The sequence below is a fragment of the Variovorax sp. P5_A3 genome (genome assembly GCF_056400665.1).
Genome location: NZ_JBFUKW010000031.1, coordinates 1 through 17,906, shown reverse-complemented (window position 1 = coordinate 17,906; position 17,906 = coordinate 1). Strand labels below are relative to the sequence as shown.

Genomic DNA, 17,906 nt, shown 5'->3' with positions numbered 1-17,906 from the left:
GCATGACCGCACTTGCCAGCCGCTTCTGGTCCCAACTCACGACGCGCGATTTCGGCGCGCTCGATCCGGCGACGACGGTGGCGGTGCTGCCGCTCGGCGCGACCGAGCAACACGGCCCTCATCTGCCGCTCAGCGTGGATTCGACCCTGGCCGATGGCATCGTGGCCGCCGCCGTGCCGATGCTGGCTGCGGACTTGCCGGTGCTCTTCCTGCCCACCCAACAGATCGGCCTGAGCCCGGAGCATGCGCGCTACCCCGGCACCCTGACGCTCTCGGCCGAGACCCTGATCCGGCTCTGGAGCGAGATCGGCACCTGTGTGGCGCGATCGGGCGTGAGAAAGCTCGTGCTCTTCAACGCGCATGGCGGACACACCGGCGCGATGGACATCGTCGCGCGCGAACTTCGCGCGGCCCACGGCCTTATCGTGTACAGCGTCAGCTGGTTCAACCTGCCGCTCGGTGATGCGGGCGCGCAGTTCAGCGCAGACGAGCATCGCTTCGGTGTGCATGCGGGGGACATGGAGACTTCGATGATGCTGGCCCTCGCGCCGGCGCAGGTGGCGATGAATGCCGCGCGTGATTTCGGCTCGACCTCGCGCCAGCGCGCCGCCGACTACGCGATCCTTGGCAATGGCCGCAGCGCCAAACTCGGCTGGGCGATAGAGGACTACAACCCCGACGGCGCCGCAGGCAACGCTGCTGCGGCGACGGCGGAGAAGGGCCGTGCGCTGGTCGACGTTGCCGCCACCCAGCTTGCGGCCCTGCTCGCCGAGGTCTCGCGCCTGCCGCTCAGCACGGCCCACACGCAGCCCTTGCGCTGACGCGCTGGCGTCAGCCGGCGATCAGTGGCCCCGTAGGCGCGGCGTCCTCGATCCTGACGGAGCCGTCCGGGCGTTCACAGGTGCCGATGAGCAAGCCGCTGGCGATGGCGTGCGCCTTCAGCGCATCGAACACTTCGTCCCGCCCGGGCGTCGCCGAAAACTCGTGTGCCGTGCCGAGCGCAAAGACCTGGAAAGCGTAGCGATGCACGCCGTGGCCCGGCGGCGGGTCGGGCGGCAACCATGCGGCCTGGAGATAGGAATTGCGGCCCGCATGGAGGCCGCTGCCCTCGTTTTCGACGCTCGGGAACGCGGCCTCCTGGAGGCTCCCGTCGGCCGCGGGGAGGTCGACCGCGATCGCGTGCACCATCGGATGCGGCGTCGGCGAATCGGCGTCCTCGACCATGAGCACCAGGGAGGCCGTGCCGGCCGGCACGCCGATCCACTGCACCGGCGGCGACAAGCCCTCGCCGTCGGCCGTGTAGCGCTGCGGTATCGGCGCGTGATCGGCAAAGGCGAGGCTGGCGACCGTGATGGACGCCATCCCTTGCCGCAGACCCAGCGTGTTGAATGCAATTTCGTCCAGGCCGGCGCGCACGTCATGGAGCGCGTGGCCGATCGCGTCAGGAAGCTTTTCGAGCATGTCGAAGGTATAGCGTGAGGCCCTTCGGATGCGTGTAGGACGGAAGCAGGAGAGTGGGCGCTACGCAATCAGCCTCCGCTATCATGAAATCGCACCGCGTCCCGCGATGCCTCGGCCCGCAAGAACCACCTACACCAAGGATCCGTATGAGCATCGTCTGGACCATTCTGATCGGCTTTGTCGCGGGCCTGGTGGCGCGCGCCATCAAACCCGGCGACGACTCGGCCGGCTTTATCGTGACCACGCTGATTGGCATTGCCGGCTCGCTCATCGCGACCTATGTGGGCCAGGCCATGGGCTGGTACACCGCCGGCCAGGGTGCGGGCTTCATCGCATCGGTGGTCGGTGCGATCGTCCTGCTCTTCCTGTATGGGCTGATCAAGCGCAAGTGAGATCGGCGGACGGCGCGCCGCATGCCGGTTCGCAAGACGCGCAGTCGTCACCATCACCACGTCTACGTGGTCGAGCTCGACGACCGCGTGTGGAACGTGGCGCGCTTCCGGCGCGCCAATCCTGACTATCGACTGGGCATGCCCTTCGTCTACGTGGGCATGACGGGACTCGATCCCGATGTGCGCTTCGACAAGCACAAGGCCGGCATCCAGGCCAACAGCTTCGTGCGCGACTACGGACTGCGATTGCTGCCCGCGCTCTACGCGATGTACAACCCGATGCCGTACGAAGCCGCACGCGACATGGAAGTCGAGCTGGGCATCGCACTTCGTGAGGCTGGCTACGGTGTGTGGCAGGCGTAGCATTGGCTCACCCCCAGGCTCGTGCACTTCGTGTCACTCTCCACCCCCTGCAGGGGGCAATACCGGCGGCCCGGCGGAGCCGGTTCCGCGGCATTTCTGGCAAGCGAAATGAACGGAGGTGCGTAAATGGACAGTCCTGCTTGCATTGTGATGACGAGCATCGGGACCGAGGACGAGGCTGAAGCGCTGGCGGCGGCGATTGTCGAGGCGCAATTGGCCGCGTGCGTGCAGATCCAGCGCGTGCGCAGCCTTTATGTCTGGCAGGGCGAACTGCACCGCGAGCCTGAATGGGTGCTGCAGATCAAGACGCTCGACGCGCGCTACGCGGCGCTGGAGGCATTCATCCGCGAACGACACAGTTACCAGACGCCTGAGATCGTGCAGTTGCCGATCACGGCCGGCTCGGCCGACTACCTGCGTTGGCTCGAAACCGGCAGCACGCCGGCAGTCCGGTAGCTCAGGAGTAGGTCACCCAGCCCTCGTAGGCAGGCCCGTCGAGGTGCGGCAGCGTGTTGTAGGTCACGAGCATGTGCCGCTTCGGCGTGAATGCGAACTCTGTGACCGCGGTGTTCCGCATGCGCAGGTTCAGCTCGATCGTGGTTTCCGAGCTCGTGCCCAGCACATGCCCGACGGCAGTGCTGATCGGGCCGCCGCTCGACACCACCAGCACCCTCGCGCCGTGGTGCTTGTCGCGCACATGGTCGAGCGCGGAGGTGACGCCGGCCAGGAAATCGACGTAGTTGGGCATGCCGCGCGGTTCCGTACGGCCCTGCATCCAAGCGCCGAGGCCCTGGCGCAGCAGCCGGAAGTGGTGGCGGTACAGCTCCGGCGTGTCGGCTTTTTGCAGTTTTTCAGGGTGGATGGTCGCGATCAGCGCCTCGCTGTCGTACTCGTTGAGGCCCGGCCAGGGGAGCACGTCCTCGCGCTGCAGGCCCAGGCCCTCGGCGATCCCTGCCCAAGTCTGCCGGTGGCGCCTCAAGGTGCCGGTGATGACCGCATCGAAAGTCATCCCGCGCTCGCGCCAGTACTCGCCCAGCCGGACGGATTGCCTGCGACCCAGTTCGCTGAGGTTGTCGTAGTCCGCCGCGCCGAAGCTGGCCTGTCCGTGGCGCACGAGGTAGAGGGTTCCCATGTCCGAATTCTGCCAACGGGGCTCTGGCGCGCCCGTCGCGACGGCGACGCTTGCTATCGATTTCGTAGCAGATTCCGGTTTGCGTACGGCGACGGCAACGAAAGTGTAAAAAAGTGAGGATTAAAGTTCTCAATATGTTAAAAATGAACACTTTTGTAGGCGTCACCTGTTGCGCGTAGCGCACAGCGACGTCCAGCCCCGGAAAAGGACCGGCAGGAGCATGAACAAGTCATATCGCAGCGTCTGGAATCACGCCCTCGGTGCGTGGGTGGCCGTGTCGGAGATCACGACGTCGCGCGGGAAGCGATCCGGTGGGGTGGTCGTCTCGCTGGTCGCAGCGGGCCTCGCGGGCGGAATGCCGGCGATCGGCACCGCGCAGACCGTGGACTACGCCGCGAGCCCGATTCCCTATGCGACGCCGATCGCGGTGGTCACCCCTTCGGCGACGTTGAACAGCCTGGATGCCGGCACGGCGGAGCAATCGGGAGTGATCAGCGGCACGGGTGGCGTCACCAAGACCGGTGCCGGCACGCTCATCCTGAGTGGCGCGAACAGCTATCAGGGTACGACCACCATCAGTGGCGGCACCCTGCAGGTGAACACCGACGGCAACCTGGGCAATACCAACACCGGCATCGCGCCGGTCGCTCCGATCGCCCTCGACGCCGGGACGCTGCGCATCGGCGCCGACAACTTCGCGACGGCGCGTGCCATCACGCTCGGCGCCGGTGGCGGCACGGTCGATGTCAGGGATAGCAAGTCGAATGCACTGAACGGCGTGATCTCGGGCGCCGGGCAACTCCGGCTGATCAATTCAGGCACGAACGCCGCCGAAGACCAGCGCCTGCGCATCGACAACGCGGGCAACAGCTACAGCCTGGGCACGCGCATCGAGGGCGGAGCCGGCCGCATGAGCGTCGCCACGGGAACTGCGGGATCGCTCGGCACGGGCCCCGTCGATATCTACACGAATGCCCAGATCGAGTTCCTCGGCACGAACGCGGGCAACCTCGCCATCACCGTGCGCACCAGCACGGACACGTTCGGCACGAACAGCGGCATCCAGTTCAATACCGACGCGCTCGACAACGGTTCCAGCGCCGGCACCTCGACCCTGACACTCAACGGCGCAGGCTCGTACCTGATCTTCGGGCGGCACGCGACGGCGGCAAACTCGACGATCCAGAACAACGGCGGGCGCGTCTACTTCAACGTCGACAGCGTCGGCGGGAGCACCACGGTGCGCAACAACGCCGGCCAGGTCTACCTCGCGAACACGCCTGACCTGAGCGGCGCGACGATCGAGAACGGGGCTGGCGGCAGGCTCTACATCCACGATGTGGCCAGCTCCGTGTCGGTCGGGTCCTTGTCCGGCGATGGCAACGTGACGCTGGGCTCGAAGAACCTGACCGTCGGTGCGCTCAACCGACCGAACGACGTGATCAACGGCGTGATTTCGGACCAGGGGCCTGCGAACGTTCCCTCGGGCGGGGGCACGCCCTACAACTACGTCATTCTCGACACGGGCGGTTCGCTGACCAAGGTCGGCACCGGCACGCTCACGCTCGGGGGCGCCAACACCTACACCGGCGCGACGACGGTCAGTGCGGGCACGCTGCGCGCCGGAGCACCCAATGTCCTCAGCGCCCAGTCGGCGCATGCGGTGGCGGCTGGTGCCACCCTGGACCTCGCCGGCGCGAGCCAGACCGTGAGTTCGCTCTCGAACAGCGGGACCGTCTCCCTCGTCGGCACGGCGCCCGGAACGGAATTGCGCGTCACGGGCGCCTATGTCGGCAACAACGGGACATTGCGCCTCGCGTCCCGACTCGATGCTACGGGTCCGTCCGACCGCCTGATCCTCGATGGCCCCTCGGCAAGCGCCAGCGGAAACACCAACGTCCAGGTCACCAATATCGGCGGCCTGGGCGGCTTGACGAGCGGCAACGGCATCGAGGTGGTCTCCGCCATCAATGGCGCCACGACGACCGCGCAGACGACACGCAGCGCCTTCGCATTGAGCGGGGGCCACGTGGACGCCGGCGCGTTCGAGTACCGCCTCTTTGCCGCCGACGCGGCCGGGGCTGGCGAGAACTGGTACCTGCGGTCGGAAGTGACTCCGCCTCCGCCTCCGCCGCCGCCACCGCCACCGCCACCACCTCCTCCGGCACCCCCGGCACCCCCGGCGCCGCCCGCGCCACCGGCTCCTCCTGCGCCACCCGCACCGCCCGCGCCCCCAGCGCCGCCGGCTCCACCGGCGCCGGCACCTTCGCCGTCGGTGGCCCCGCCCACCGCGTCGGCGCCGCTCGCGCCGGCTCCCAGGCCCGTCACGGCCTACCGTGCCGAGGTGCCGCTGCTCGCCTCGGTGCCGGCCCAACTGCGCCAGAACGACCTGGCAATGATTGGCAACATGCATCAGCGCCTGGGCGACGACGACGCCAGGGCGCAAGCGCTGGCGAGCCTGACGCCGGTCGAAGGCACTCTCTCGACCGATCGCCGCGCCTGGGCGCGCGCCATCTACAGCGACGTCGACATCCGTCAGGCCGGCACCGTGAACCCGTCCAGCCAGGGCAACGTCAGCGGTGTGCAGGCCGGCACCGACCTCTACATCTCGCCACTGGGCGACTGGCACGCCGGTGTCTACGTCGGCACGCTCGACGGCAGCACTGACGTGAGCGGTTCCGCCAGTGGCCTGTGGCGTGCCGTCGGCAGCACGGACACGCGCTCGCGCTACTTCGGCGCCTACGCCTCTTATGCCAACACGACCGGCTTCTACGCCGACACGGTGCTGCAGTACGGATCGCAGCGCTACACGATCCAGCCGCTGGCCGGCTTCCAGACCACCGGCAACGGCAACAGCTACCTGGCCGCCTTCGAAGTCGGGCAGGCCTTCGGGCTCGGCAACGGCTGGACGCTCGAACCCCAGGCGCAGTTGATCTACAGCCACGCACGCCTCGACGACCTCGTGATCCCGGGCGCCCTCGTGCAGCAGGACAGCCTCGACAGCTGGACCGGCGGTCTCAGCGTCCGCGTGAAGGGCGACTTCGCGACCTCGGCCGGCCGCTTGCAGCCCTACGGCCGAATCGGCGTGATCCGCGGGACCGGCGGCAACACCATCGCACGCTTCATCGGGCCGGCCGCCTTTACCGACATCGCCAGCGCGGGCGACTACACCTCGATGGAACTGGCGGGCGGCTTCACCCTGTCGGTCACCCGCGCGGTCAGCGTGTACGGTGAAATCGGCAGGCTTTTCAGCACCGGTGGCGACACGAAGGTGGAGGCCTCGATCCAGGGCGCCGTCGGCGTTCGCGTGCGCTGGTAGGGCTTGCGCGGAGGTGCGCTACTTGCGATCGGTCAAGGCAATGCGAACGGCCAGCGCCGCGAGCACGCTACCCATCACGTAGCGCTGCGCGCGCAGCCAGCCTTCGCTCTTCGAGAGAAAGGCGGTGATGCTCGCCGCGGTCATCACGAGCGTCGCGTTGACCGCGCCGCTGACGCCGATCTGCACGGCGCCCAAGGCCAGGCTCTGCAGCAGCACCGAACCGCGCTCCGGATGCAGGAACTGCGGAAAGAACGACAGGTAGAACATCGCCACCTTGGGGTTCAGCACGTTGGTGAGGAAGCCCATGCTGAAGAGCTTGGCCGGCGGGTCGTCCGGCAGAAGCCGGGCCTCGAAGGGCGCCGTGCCATCCGGCTTCACAGCCTGCCATGCGAGCCAGAGCAGGTACGCGGCGCCGGCCAGTCGGATCGCATCGAAGGCGAAGGGCACCGCGACCAGGAGCGCGGTCAGGCCCAGCGCGGCTGCCATCAGGTGCACGACGAAGCCCAGCAACACGCCGGCCAGGGAGATCAACCCGGCCGCTCGGCCCTGGCAGAGCGTGCGCGAGACGCAATAGATCATGTTCGGACCCGGCGTGAGCACGAGCACCAGCGCGGCGAGCGAGAACCAGGCCAACTCGGTGGCGGTCAACATGTTCAGATTCCTCCGGATTCGAGCGTGACGGTGCCGCGCGGCGTGTCGAACACAGCGCGAAGGTTGGGTGCGCCGGTCGCCAAAGAAACGCCTGCAAGGCCAATGGCTTGCAGTGCGAGGGCCAGGTCCGCCTTGCGGGGATGGGCGAGATCCAGCGAGCGCAGCGTGACACCCGAATGGGCCATGCTGTCGGTCGGATGCACCGGACCCCATTCGATCAGCGTCGGCAGCGCGCCGTAGAAGAGCCGCTGGCCGTCGTCGCGCACCGTGATCTTCCAGGACAGGCGGCCGGCAGGCGTGTCGCGCGATGCCTCGAGGACTTCGCCGCGATCGATGCGCCCTTCGGCCAGCGCCTGCACGGCGGCATCGGCGTCGGGCACCTCGGCAACGAAGTGGATCAGTCGCGGACCGCCGCGTGCCACGGCCATTTGCAGCGCCGCGTCGTCGAGGTCGAACCATCGGTGAGCGCCCACCGCCCGCGCAGGCCTGGCCTTCGGGTCGATGGCGATGATCTCGACATATGCGCGCGGAAAGTCCGCCGTCGCGACCTTCAAAAGGCGATTGCGCGTGCCCATCAGCGGATGCATGCCGCCGGGATCCGGTTCGACACCGAAGGTGGCCTCGCACCAGCGAACGCCTTGATCGAGGCTGCGGGCGGCAATGACGAGGTGGTCGACGCGCGCGTTCACGCTTCTCCCTTAGAGCGTGACGCTTCCGTCGATGCAGGTCACCGATGACCCACCGACCCAGACCTGGCCGTCCGCGTCGCGATGGACGTGAACGCGGCCCGCCCGGCCCAGGGTCTGGCCTTGCGCTGCGATGTAGCGCTCCGGCAGCAGGCCCTCGGCGATGAGCCACTGCGCGAGGCTGGCGTTGAAGCTTCCCGTGACCGGGTCTTCCTCGATGCCGACGGGTGCGGCGAAAACCCGCACTTCGACGCCGGCCGCGGGTTCCTCGGTGCGCGCGAAGGCGCGGGCCTCGCGATTCGAGCGCGTGATCAGCGCAGGCGATTCGTCCTGGGGCCAGATACCCGCGACGCCGACCTTCTGGCCGAGTTCGCGCAGCATGCGGTGGTCAGGCTTGAGCGTGAGCACGGTGTCCGCGTCGTTGAGCAGGAGCCCGAGCCAGATCGGGCCGTTGTCGAGCAACTGCGCTGCAAGGATCTGCTGCGCGCGGAGCCCGAGGGCCGCAGCGATCTTGGCCAGCAGCGTGGGGCTCGGCGCACTGCGCTTCAACGGAGGCGAGGCGAACGCCAGCCGTTCACCATCGTGCTGGATCGCCACGAGCCCCTGCGCGCACTGCTGCACGATGTGTCCGCGGGCATTCGGCTTGCCGCCGGCCTGCAACCACGCGTGGCAGCTTCCCAGCGTCGGGTGACCCGCGAACGGCAGCTCACCGCCAGGCGTGAAGATGCGCACGCGATAGTCGGCCGTCGGGTCGGTCGGCGGCAGCAGGAAGGTGGTTTCGGAGAGATTCGTCCAGGCGGCGAAGCGCTGCATCGCGGCGTCGTCGAGATCGGTGCCGTCGAGCACCACCGCGAGCGGGTTGCCGAAATAGGGCGTCGACGTGAAGACGTCGACCTGCTTGAAGGGACGGGGTTTCATGGTGTTCATTCGAGTGCGAGGTCGAGCACGCCGCGCGCGCCCGCGCGGCTGCGCAGGTCGCCGAACCAGCGTTCGACATTGGGCCAGGCCGGGCGCGTGTATTCGGTCTGCGGCAGGCCGAACCAGCGGTGCGCCTCGCAGCCGACCGGGATATCCGCCATCGTGAAGTGGTCGCCGATCATGAAGGCGCGCGTCGCGAGGTGGGCATCGAGCAATTCGAACAGGGGCTCGGTGGCACGGACCGAGTGCGCGATCACCTCGGGTTGTCGCTGCGCCGCCGGGGTCCGGACCCATTGGCGGAAGGCGCCTGCACTGACCGGGTTGAGCGTCGTTTGCTGCCAGTCCATCCAGCGCTCGGCATCGAAACGCTCGGCCAGCAGATCGGGGTACAGCTTGCCCAGCGAATGTTTTGCACAGAGATAGCGCACGATCACGTTCGATTCCCAGAGCGTGACGCGTTCCTCGCCCTCGCCGTCGTCGATCGCAGGTACCAAGGCGTTCGGATTCATTCGCTGGTACTCGGGCGTCTGCACCACGCCGAACTTGCCGCCGGCCTCGGTGCGCTGGAAGTCAAGCCCGAGTTCCTGCGCGCACCACACCACCTTGCGGACATTGATCGAGCTGATGCGGCCCCAGATGTTGAGCATGTCGGTTGTTCCGTGATCGTTCGTCTCAGGTGGGGCTCGCGGCCAGCTGGCGCTGGACCTCGGCCGCCGCGATGTGCGCCAGTTGCTCGCGCACGGTCTCGGCCAGCGCGGCGATCGCCGTGTCGATCTCGTCGACGCTCGCCGTGACGAAGGACAGGCGCATCGTGCGCGGGTCGCTGGCGCCCGCATAGAAGGGCGCGCCGGGCACGAAGGCCACGCCGCGCTCCACGGCCTTCGGCAGTAGCGCGACCGTATTGATGCCCTCGGGCATACGCACCCACAGGAACATTCCGCCGGCCGGCTTGCTGAACTCGACCTGCAGCCCCTTCATTTCGCGCGTGAGCGCCGCCAGCATGGCATCGCGCTGGCTCTTGTAGAGCGAGCGGATGGTCGGAACGTGGCGGGCGAGAAACCCATCCTTCATCACTTCGGAGACCATGCGCTGGTTGAAACTCGGCGTGTGCAGGTCGGCTGCCTGCTTGGCCTGCAGCAGCTTGGGGTAGATCGACTTGGGCGCGACCAGGAAGCCGAGGCGCAAGCCGGGCGCCAGCACCTTCGAGAACGAGCCGAGGTAGATGCAGCCTTCGGGGTTGCGCGCGGTGAGCGGCGGCGGCGGCGCTTCGTCGAACCAGAGCTCGCCGTAGGGGTTGTCCTCGACGATGGGCAGGCCGGCCTTCGCCGCCGCGGCCGATACTGCCGCGCGGCGTTCCTCCGTCATCGTGCGTCCGGTCGGGTTCTGGAAGTTGGGCAGCAGGTAGACGAAGCGCGCGTCCTTCGCCTTGGCGACGAGGTCATCGACGATCACACCCTCGTTGTCGCTGGCCACGCTGACCGGCTCGGGCTCCATCGGCGAGAAGGCCTGCAGCGCGCCGAGGTAGGTCGGTGTCTCCACCAGCACGCGGCTGCCCGGGTCGAGCAGCACCTTGGCGATCAGGTCGAGGCCCTGTTGCGAGCCGGTGGTGATCAGCACCTGTGCCGGATCGACCGCCCAGGGCAGCATCTCCGCGACGGCTTCGCGCAGCGGACCGTAGCCTTCGCTGGCGGCGTACTGGAGCGCCGCCTGGCCGTCCTTGTGCAGCACTTCGGCACAGGCTTCGGCGAAGTCGCTGATCGGGAAGGTCTTGGGCGAGGGCAGTCCACCCGCGAGGCTGATGATGCCGGGGCGCTCGGTCACCTTGAGGATTTCACGGATCACCGAAGGATTCATCTTTTCGGCGCGGGCGGCGAGTTTCCAGTTCATGCTGTTTCCTTGTATGCGATGCGTTATCGCGAGACCGTCGCGAGAGCGGCCGACGTGCGCGGCTGCGAGAGTTTCTTCCCCGCGACCACCGTGGCAACCACTGCGGCCGCGAAGCCGAGGGTGACGACGTCGAGAGGCTCGCCGAGCAGCGGCACAGCGGCGAGTATCGAGAGAAATGGTTGCAGCAACTGGGTCTGGCTGACCCGCAGCGCACCGCCCATCGCGAGACCACGGTACCAGGCGAAGAAGCCCATCCACATCGAGAATACGCCGACGTAGACGAAGCCGGCCCATGCAGACACGGCGACCGGCTGCTCCGGCCAGAGCCACAACGTGCCTGGCAGCGAGATGGGCAATGCCATCACGCAGACCCAGCAGATCACCCGCTCGGCACCCAGCGCCGGCGTGACCTGAGCGCCGTAGATATAGCCCAGCGAAGCGGCAAAGACAGCGCCGACCAGCAGGACGTCCGCCCATTCGAAGCCGAAGCCCGCGCCGTGCGACTGCGCGCGCAAGAGAGAGAACACGACCACGAGCAGGCTGCCCGCGATGGCGCAAAGCCAGAAGCCGAGCCGTGCACGCTGATGCAGCACCCACGCGGCACAGGCCGCCGTGACCAAGGGCAGCAGCGCGGTGATCACCGCCGCGTGGCTGGCACTGACCACGCGCAGCGCGTAAGCGAGCAGCAAGGGAAATCCGATCGCATTGCCGAGCACCGCCATGCCCAATGGCTTCCATTGATGGCGCTTAGGCCGAGGCGCGCGCGTCGCGAGCAGGAAGATGGCTGAAAGCACGCCCGCCAGTCCCACGCGCCCGAGTGTCACGAACAAGGGCGAGAGTTGCGGCGCCGCTTGCGTGCCGGTGGCGAGCCGGGTCATCGGCAGCGTGACCGCGAAGAAGGCCACGCCGAGGACGCCGAGCCACATGCCGAGCGTTTCGTCCTTGATCTTCATACGCTGATCATCCACCAGGCGGTGAGCACCAGGACGCCTGCCATCGCGCGGTTGAACCAGAGCAGGCGTCGTCCATGCGCCAGCCAGTTGCGCAACAGGGCGCCGGCCAGTGCGTAGACGAAGTTGCTGGCGAATGCGTAGACCAGCATGACCGGCGCCACGATCGCAAAACGCCGCAACGCATCAGGCTGCCCTGCGATCCAGCCCGCGACGAGTGTCAGGGCCAGTAGCCAGGCCTTGATGTTGAGGAACTGAAGCATCACGCCTTGCCTGAAGCCGACGTGGAGCTGCGCGCCATCCGCCTCTGCGAGTGCCGCCCTGCCGCTGAGCTTCCATGCCAGCCACAGCAGGTAGGCGATGCCAAGCGCCTTGATGATCCACCGCAGCGAAGGCACCGTAACGACGAGGGCGCCGATGCCGGCGGCGCACAGTGCAAGCAGCAGCGTCCAGCCGACGGGCACGGCGAAGATGAAACGCATGGCCCGTGGCAGGCCGCCGTTGGCACCGAGTGCCGTGGAGAGCGTGGTGTTCGGGCCCGGCGAGAAACTCATCGCCGTGGCCAACACCAGCAGCGCAGTGAATTCTTGCCAGTTCATGAGACACACTTTAAACTGAGGACCATTACAGTGCCAGTACAGATTGCCATACAAGAGGTAGGTCTGTATCGGTCTGGCCATCGACACAGAACGCCGACGCGCATGCTGACACGAACCTCCACACAGTCCCTGACGGAGCAACTCGCCGATCGCTTTTCGGAGCGTATTCGCAATCGCCTGCTCGCCCCTGGGGCGCGCCTGCCTTCGGTGCGCGAGTGTGCGCGTCAGCAGGGGGTGAGCCCGCACACGGTGGTCGCTGCCTACGATCAGCTTCTCGCACAAGGCCTGGTCGAAGCACGTCGCCAGCGCGGCTTCTATGTGCGCGACGCTGTGGCTGCCACTGGCGCGACGGTGTCGGGCATGAATCTCGTCACCCCGCTGCCACCGCGTCCGACCGTGGTGGCGGATGCCAGCACACTGATCCGCGGCATGTTCCACCGGCCGAGCGACAAGCCGCAGCCCGGCATGGGCGTCTTCCCGCCCGATTGGATGGAGTCGACCTTCATGCCCGCCGCGGTGCGACGCGTCACCAGCACGAAGTCCTTGCAGGAGTTTTCGCTGCAGTACGGCGAGCCTGAAGGGGACAGCGGGCTGCGGCGCAGCCTCGCCACCAAGCTGGGCAGCATCAACGTGCCGGCCGGACCGGAGCAGATACTGACGACGGTCGGCGCCACGCACGCGCTCGATATCGTGAGCCGCACGCTGTTGCGGGCCGGCGATCCGGTGATGGTCGAGGAGCCAGGCTGGGCGCTCGAATTCGCGCGTCTCGAAGCACTGGGCATGCGAATCCTGCCTGTGCCCCGCAAGGCGGACGGACCCGACCTGGAAGTCATGGAGCGCTACTGCAATGCCGGCGAGGGCCACAAGCCCAAGCTCTTCGTGAGCGTCAGCGTGCTGCACAACCCGACCGGCTACAGCCTCTCGCCGGGCAGCGCGCACCGCGTGCTCCAACTCGCGAACAAGCACGATTTCCACATCGTCGAGGACGACACCTACAGCCACCTGGCGCCCGAACACGCGACTCGGCTCAGCGCGCTTGACGGCCTGCAGCGCACCATCTACGTGAGTGGCTTCGCGAAGATCCTGGCGCCCAACTGGCGCATCGGCTTCCTCGCGGCATCGCCCGCGCTCGTAGGGCGCCTGCTCGAAACCAAGCTGCTCGCCACGTTGACGACGCCCTCGCTGTTCGAACGGGCCTTGGCCTGGTGCATTGACCAGGGGCAGTTGCGTCGTCACGCGGAGCGGATTCGTCTGCGTCTGGACGGGGCGCGAGGGCGCACCGTCAAGCTGGCGCTGGCTGCCGGCTGCAAGCTCGCATCGGAGCCGGCCGGGCTCTTCGGTTGGGTCGACACCGGCGTCGATACCGACGCGCTCACGCAGCGCATGCTCGACGAGGGCTACCTTCTGGCGCCAGGCTCGCTCTTTCATGCGAGGAGGCCGCCCAGCACCCTGATGCGAATCAACTTCGCAACCGCGCAGGATGCGACTTTTTGGAAGGTGTTCGCGCGGGTCAGGGGCCAGGTCTGAAGGCGGCGTTGGAAATCAGAGGAGCTTGTCGGGGGCGAGCGGCCCGAACAGCTTGAGCAACATCCGGAGACTGGCGCTGGCGTCAGGCTCGGTGGTCGTATCCTGAAGACCACTGCCCTGCGGAGCGCGCCAGACGAGGTGGCCGTCATTGAGCTCGACATGCCACGCACCCTCGCCCAGCGCGGTCTGGATCTTGCCGGCGGCAACGCGCGAGAGTTCATCGCTGCGGATCAGCAACGCGATTTCGGTGTTCTGCAACTGGGAGCGCAAATCGAGGTTCATCGAGCCCACCACCAGCAGGCGACCATCCATCACCAGCACCTTCGAGTGCAGCATCGAGCGCGATTCGCCTGACACGTTGCCGGAACTGCCGAACGCGTTGCTCAGTCCCGCCTGTTCGCTGCGGAGCTCGTAAAGCTCGATGCCCATCGTGAGCAACTCTTCGCGATGCCGCGCATAGCCGACGTGGGCCACCGGCGCATCGTTCGAGGCGAGCGAATTCGTCAACACCCGGATCCGAACGCCGCGCGCACGCGCCGATGCGAACGCCTGCATCATGTCGGGGCCGGGGACGAAATAGGGCGAGATGATCAGGAGATCGCGCTGGGCCAGCCCGATCAGTTGCAGCAGACCTTCGACAAGGGTGTCCCCGGTCGCCGCGGTATTGGCGGCTACGCCGAGCGAATCGCTTGTTTGCGCCCCTGCCGGCCGGCCTGGCTGTCGCGATATCACCAGGCCTGGTGCCTTGCCTCCGCCACCGTTCGAGCCGGCGTTGTCCGGCGGAATCTTGCCCGGACGATCGACCAGCACGACGGCGGGTGCCCAAGTGAAATTCGCGGTACTCAGGTCCAGCGCATTCTGGTCCCATGCATGGGCGCGTTGTCCGGCGGTGGGGGCCTTGTCTTGCTTGTCTTCGGTCGCCGTCGTCGGGGAACCGCTTGCGTCCGTTCGGTCGCGCTGCGCCGCGTCGGCCTGTCGCGTGCGCTCGCGCATCTCGTCGAGTTCCTCGCGGGTCACCAGCGATTGAACCGGATAGGCGCGTTCGTTGTTCCAGTAGGCGTCGAAACTGCGCGAGAGATCCTGCACGACCGGCCCCGCGACCAGGACATCGAGATCGATGAAGTTGGCCTTGCTGGCGTTGCCGAAGTAGGCGTCGCCGAGATTGCGACCGCCCGTCACGGCCAGCACGTTGTCCGCGATGAAGAGCTTGTTGTGCATGCGCTGCTGGATTCGGGACGCGTCATCGAGCGAGTTGAAGAGGCGCCCTACTGTCGATGCCCTCGCGCCGGCGAGTGGGTTGAACATCCGCATCTCCACGTTGGGTTCGAACGCGACCCGCATCACGAGCGCGTCGCGGCCGGTGCTGTGGAAATCATCGAGCAGGATGCGCACCCGAACGCCTCGCCGGGCCGCGTCGCGTACACCTGTCAGCAGGCGAGCCGTGCTGGCGTCAGCGTGGATCGAGTAGTACTGCAGGTCGAGTGTCTTCTGTGCGCCTTCGACGAGCGCGAGCCTGCTGCCGTAAGCGGCGGGCGCGCCGTCGAGCAGCATGAAGCCGGAGTCAGATCGCCCCTTGGCCGCTTCACGGCGCTTCTGCACGAGGGTCGCCAACGGCGTGCCTGCTGGCGCCGTCAGGGCAATGGAGACCGGTCGTTCAACGTCCTTGGGAAGCTCCGCACACGCGGAGAGGCAAAACAAGACCGCCCCGGTCGCCAGGGAGCGGTGCAGCACGACGGCAACGTGCCCGAGGAGTGACGACATGCGCTGTGGGGTGAGCCTTGTGAACTGCCGCATACATAGCGATATAGCGCGGCCCGGCCGTGCCGCACGTCGGACAAAGGCGCCGTTATCCCGGGCGCACGGTGCCGAGTTCTTCCCAGCGTTCGAGCGCGGCAAGCAGTTCGTCGTCGATGCGGGCATGGCGTTCGCCGAGCTCCGCCGCGCGCGAGGCATCGCTGGCGTAGATGGAACCGCCGTCGAGTTCGAGGATTTCGGTGATGCGCTTCTGCTCTTCCTCGAGCGCGGCGATCTGCGCAGGGAGCGTTTCGAGCTCTCGCTGTTCCTTGTAGCTGAGCTTCTTGCGTGTCGCACGGGACGCGTCTGCCGCGGGCGGCGGCGATGGCGATGACACAAGGGCGGGTGGCGCGACCGGCGATGCGGCGGCGCGTTGCTCGGCAATTTCGCGAGCACGTTTCGACTGGATCAACCAGTCCTGCACACTGCCTTCGTATTCGCGCCAGCGGCCATCGCCCTCGAATGCGATCGTGCTTGTCACCACGTTGTCGAGGAAGGTGCGGTCATGGCTCACGAGGAAGACGGTGCCATCGTAGTTCTGCAGCAGGTCCTCGAGAAGCTCCAGCGTATCGATGTCGAGGTCGTTCGTCGGTTCGTCGAGCACCAGCACGTTGGCAGGACGCGCGAAGAGACGCGCGAGCAGCAGTCGATTGCGCTCGCCGCCGCTCAGCGAGCGCACCGGTGAATGCGCGCGTGCGGGTGAGAAGAGAAAGTCGGCCAGGTAGCTCTTGACGTGCTTGCGCTGGTTGCCGATCTCGATCCATTCGCTCCCGGGACTGATGAAGTCCTCCAGCGTCGCGTCGAGGTTCAGCGCATTGCGCATCTGGTCGAAGTAGGCCACCTGAATGTTGGCGCCGCGGCGGACCTTGCCGCTGTCTGGCTCCAGCTCGCCGAGGATCAGCTTCAGCAGGGTGGTCTTGCCGGCGCCGTTTGGGCCGATCAACCCCACCTTGTCGCCGCGAAGGATCGTGCCGCTGAATTTCCTTATGACTATCTTCTCGCCGAAAGACTTGGAAGCGTCGGTCAGTTCGGCCACGATCTTGCCGCTGGCCTGGCCCGTGGCCACATCCATGTTGACGCTGCCAAGGACTTCGCGCCGCGCAGACCGGCTCGCCCGCAGCGCCTCGAGACGGCCGATGCGGCTCTGGCTGCGCGTGCGGCGGGCTTCCACACCCTTGCGGATCCATACCTCTTCTTGTGCCAGCAACTTGTCGGCCTTGGCATTGATGACGGCTTCCTGGGCGAGCTGCTCTTCCTTCTGGACAAGGTATTGCTCGAAGTTCCCTGGATAGGAGCCGAGCTTTCCGCGATCCAGTTCGATGATTCGTGTGGCGACGCGGTTCAGGAAGCTGCGATCGTGCGTGATGGTCACAACGCTTCCCTTGAAATCGATGAGCAGTTGCTCCAGCCACTCGATCGAATCGAGGTCGAGGTGATTGGTCGGCTCGTCGAGCAGCAACACGTCGGGAGCGGCGACGAGGGCCTGCGCGAGTGCGACGCGTTTGCGGGTGCCGCCTGACAGCGACCCGATGCGGGCCGTGCCGTCGAGGTGCAAGCGATGCAGCGTTTCGTCGACGCGTTGCTCCCAGTTCCAGGCGTCGAAGGCTTCGATCTGCGACTGCAGGGCGTCGAGGTCGAGGCCCGGCGCGCCTGACAGGTACTGGTCGCGGATTGCGATCACCTCCGAGAGACCTGCACTAGCTGCGGTGAACACGTCGGCATCCATGTCGAGGACGGGTTCCTGCGCGACATAGGTGACGCGCACACCTTGCTGTACCTGCAGTGTTCCGTCGTCGGGCTTCTCGAGCCCGGCCAGGATCTTGAGGAGGGACGACTTGCCCGCGCCATTGCGGCCGATGAGGCCGATGCGCTCGGATTCGATGAGAGCGAAGTCCGCATGATCGAGCAGCGGGACGTGACCGAACGCCAACTGGGCGTCGAGGAGTGTGATGAGTGCCATGTGGGTCGAATTATCGGATCGCGCGCCCAACATCTGGCCTATACTCATGGGCTCGGCTGAATACGCGAAGGCGTGGTCGGTCAGGGACTGGCTCCAAGGCCTCTCCGGCGAAGCCGAGAAAAGTTTGCCAGGGTTGATGAAGGCGCCAAAAACGCGTCATAATCCAAGGCTCAGCTGAAAACGACTCGTCGTGCTGCTTCCCTGGTGGGGTGGTGAGGGGGGGTCGGAGGAGGCGGAGAAAAAGGTCTTCGGACTTGGCGGGATTGA

At 66.8% G+C, this 17,906-nt stretch carries 17 protein-coding genes; 6 read left to right on the top strand and 11 right to left on the bottom strand.

Going from position 1 to position 17,906, the window contains the following annotated elements; all coding sequences use genetic code 11:
- Nucleotides 1–2 precede the first annotated feature (2 nt).
- Nucleotides 3–821, top strand: coding sequence for a creatininase family protein (locus tag AC1D3B_RS31310; RefSeq protein ID WP_478194573.1), 819 nt, complete (start codon nt 3–5; stop codon nt 819–821).
- Nucleotides 822–831: 10 nt separating this feature from the next.
- Here the strand turns inward: AC1D3B_RS31310 and AC1D3B_RS31305 are convergent, their stop codons facing one another.
- The gene (locus tag AC1D3B_RS31305) at nt 832–1,461 is read right to left on the bottom strand and encodes a YbhB/YbcL family Raf kinase inhibitor-like protein (protein ID WP_478194572.1); all 630 of its coding nucleotides are present in this window, start codon (nt 1,459–1,461) and stop codon (nt 832–834) included.
- Between the two features lie 146 nt (nt 1,462–1,607).
- Between AC1D3B_RS31305 and AC1D3B_RS31300 the strand changes: the two genes are divergently transcribed.
- The 3 genes from AC1D3B_RS31300 (at nt 1,608) to cutA (ending at nt 2,672) form a co-directional block, all read left to right on the top strand.
- Nucleotides 1,608–1,853 (top strand): GlsB/YeaQ/YmgE family stress response membrane protein, encoded by a 246-nt coding sequence (locus AC1D3B_RS31300; protein ID WP_478194571.1) that lies wholly within the window; start codon nt 1,608–1,610, stop codon nt 1,851–1,853.
- 21 nt (nt 1,854–1,874) lie between these two features.
- On the top strand, nt 1,875–2,216 hold the full coding sequence (locus AC1D3B_RS31295; RefSeq protein ID WP_478194570.1) for a hypothetical protein: 342 nt from the start codon (nt 1,875–1,877) through the stop codon (nt 2,214–2,216).
- Between the two features lie 126 nt (nt 2,217–2,342).
- Nucleotides 2,343–2,672 (top strand): divalent-cation tolerance protein CutA, encoded by a 330-nt coding sequence (cutA, locus tag AC1D3B_RS31290; protein WP_478194569.1) that lies wholly within the window; start codon nt 2,343–2,345, stop codon nt 2,670–2,672.
- A gap of 1 nt (nt 2,673) precedes the next feature.
- Here the strand turns inward: cutA and AC1D3B_RS31285 are convergent, their stop codons facing one another.
- Nucleotides 2,674–3,348 (bottom strand): histidine phosphatase family protein, encoded by a 675-nt coding sequence (locus AC1D3B_RS31285; protein WP_478194568.1) that lies wholly within the window; start codon nt 3,346–3,348, stop codon nt 2,674–2,676.
- Between the two features lie 220 nt (nt 3,349–3,568).
- On the opposite strand from AC1D3B_RS31285, the gene AC1D3B_RS31280 reads away from it, so the two are divergent.
- Nucleotides 3,569–6,667 carry an autotransporter outer membrane beta-barrel domain-containing protein gene (locus AC1D3B_RS31280; protein ID WP_478194567.1) on the top strand — a complete coding sequence of 1,033 codons (3,099 nt, stop codon included), beginning with the start codon at nt 3,569–3,571 and terminating at the stop codon, nt 6,665–6,667.
- An 18-nt stretch (nt 6,668–6,685) separates the two neighbouring features.
- Here AC1D3B_RS31280 and AC1D3B_RS31275 read toward each other — a convergent pair whose 3' ends face one another.
- From AC1D3B_RS31275 to AC1D3B_RS31245, 7 genes are read right to left on the bottom strand one after another with little or no spacing between them, the layout of a single operon-like run.
- Nucleotides 6,686–7,318: a LysE family translocator gene (locus AC1D3B_RS31275; protein ID WP_478194566.1), complete on the bottom strand. Its 633-nt coding sequence runs from the start codon at nt 7,316–7,318 to the stop codon at nt 6,686–6,688.
- A 2-nt stretch (nt 7,319–7,320) separates the two neighbouring features.
- Nucleotides 7,321–8,007 (bottom strand): VOC family protein, encoded by a 687-nt coding sequence (locus AC1D3B_RS31270; protein WP_478194565.1) that lies wholly within the window; start codon nt 8,005–8,007, stop codon nt 7,321–7,323.
- Nucleotides 8,008–8,016: 9 nt separating this feature from the next.
- A complete protein-coding gene (locus tag AC1D3B_RS31265; RefSeq protein WP_478194564.1) occupies nt 8,017–8,922 on the bottom strand; it encodes a PhzF family phenazine biosynthesis protein in 906 nt (301 codons plus the stop codon).
- Between the two features lie 5 nt (nt 8,923–8,927).
- The gene (locus tag AC1D3B_RS31260; RefSeq protein ID WP_478194563.1) at nt 8,928–9,569 is read right to left on the bottom strand and encodes a glutathione S-transferase; all 642 of its coding nucleotides are present in this window, start codon (nt 9,567–9,569) and stop codon (nt 8,928–8,930) included.
- A gap of 25 nt (nt 9,570–9,594) precedes the next feature.
- Complete coding sequence (locus tag AC1D3B_RS31255; RefSeq protein WP_478194562.1) at nt 9,595–10,809, bottom strand: aminotransferase-like domain-containing protein; 1,215 nt, start codon at nt 10,807–10,809, stop codon at nt 9,595–9,597.
- 23 nt (nt 10,810–10,832) lie between these two features.
- Nucleotides 10,833–11,762, bottom strand: a complete 930-nt coding sequence (locus AC1D3B_RS31250; protein ID WP_478194561.1) for a DMT family transporter — start codon at nt 11,760–11,762, stop codon at nt 10,833–10,835.
- A complete protein-coding gene (locus tag AC1D3B_RS31245) occupies nt 11,759–12,358 on the bottom strand; it encodes a LysE family translocator (RefSeq protein ID WP_478194560.1) in 600 nt (199 codons plus the stop codon). The genes AC1D3B_RS31250 and AC1D3B_RS31245 overlap by 4 nt, the downstream gene beginning before the upstream one ends.
- A gap of 102 nt (nt 12,359–12,460) precedes the next feature.
- Between AC1D3B_RS31245 and AC1D3B_RS31240 the strand changes: the two genes are divergently transcribed.
- Entirely contained in the window at nt 12,461–13,885 is a 1,425-nt protein-coding gene (locus AC1D3B_RS31240) for an aminotransferase-like domain-containing protein (protein ID WP_478194559.1), read from the top strand.
- Between the two features lie 15 nt (nt 13,886–13,900).
- Here the strand turns inward: AC1D3B_RS31240 and AC1D3B_RS31235 are convergent, their stop codons facing one another.
- Nucleotides 13,901–15,646 (bottom strand): phospholipase D family protein, encoded by a 1,746-nt coding sequence (locus tag AC1D3B_RS31235; RefSeq protein WP_478194558.1) that lies wholly within the window; start codon nt 15,644–15,646, stop codon nt 13,901–13,903.
- Between the two features lie 85 nt (nt 15,647–15,731).
- Nucleotides 15,732–17,639, bottom strand: coding sequence for an ATP-binding cassette domain-containing protein (locus AC1D3B_RS31230; protein ID WP_478194557.1), 1,908 nt, complete (start codon nt 17,637–17,639; stop codon nt 15,732–15,734).
- Nucleotides 17,640–17,906 lie beyond the last annotated feature (267 nt).

Coding starts and splice junctions, on each gene's coding strand:
- AC1D3B_RS31310 (WP_478194573.1), top strand. CDS start 3: ATGACCGCACTTGCCAGCCGCTTCTGGTCCCAACTCACGACGCGCGAT.
- AC1D3B_RS31305 (WP_478194572.1), bottom strand. CDS start 1,461: ATGCTCGAAAAGCTTCCTGACGCGATCGGCCACGCGCTCCATGACGTG.
- AC1D3B_RS31300 (WP_478194571.1), top strand. CDS start 1,608: ATGAGCATCGTCTGGACCATTCTGATCGGCTTTGTCGCGGGCCTGGTG.
- AC1D3B_RS31295 (WP_478194570.1), top strand. CDS start 1,875: ATGCCGGTTCGCAAGACGCGCAGTCGTCACCATCACCACGTCTACGTG.
- cutA (WP_478194569.1), top strand. CDS start 2,343: ATGGACAGTCCTGCTTGCATTGTGATGACGAGCATCGGGACCGAGGAC.
- AC1D3B_RS31285 (WP_478194568.1), bottom strand. CDS start 3,348: ATGGGAACCCTCTACCTCGTGCGCCACGGACAGGCCAGCTTCGGCGCG.
- AC1D3B_RS31280 (WP_478194567.1), top strand. CDS start 3,569: ATGAACAAGTCATATCGCAGCGTCTGGAATCACGCCCTCGGTGCGTGG.
- AC1D3B_RS31275 (WP_478194566.1), bottom strand. CDS start 7,318: ATGTTGACCGCCACCGAGTTGGCCTGGTTCTCGCTCGCCGCGCTGGTG.
- AC1D3B_RS31265 (WP_478194564.1), bottom strand. CDS start 8,922: ATGAAACCCCGTCCCTTCAAGCAGGTCGACGTCTTCACGTCGACGCCC.
- AC1D3B_RS31260 (WP_478194563.1), bottom strand. CDS start 9,569: ATGCTCAACATCTGGGGCCGCATCAGCTCGATCAATGTCCGCAAGGTG.
- AC1D3B_RS31255 (WP_478194562.1), bottom strand. CDS start 10,809: ATGAACTGGAAACTCGCCGCCCGCGCCGAAAAGATGAATCCTTCGGTG.
- AC1D3B_RS31250 (WP_478194561.1), bottom strand. CDS start 11,762: ATGAAGATCAAGGACGAAACGCTCGGCATGTGGCTCGGCGTCCTCGGC.
- AC1D3B_RS31245 (WP_478194560.1), bottom strand. CDS start 12,358: ATGAACTGGCAAGAATTCACTGCGCTGCTGGTGTTGGCCACGGCGATG.
- AC1D3B_RS31240 (WP_478194559.1), top strand. CDS start 12,461: ATGCTGACACGAACCTCCACACAGTCCCTGACGGAGCAACTCGCCGAT.
- AC1D3B_RS31235 (WP_478194558.1), bottom strand. CDS start 15,646: ATGTCGTCACTCCTCGGGCACGTTGCCGTCGTGCTGCACCGCTCCCTG.
- AC1D3B_RS31230 (WP_478194557.1), bottom strand. CDS start 17,639: ATGGCACTCATCACACTCCTCGACGCCCAGTTGGCGTTCGGTCACGTC.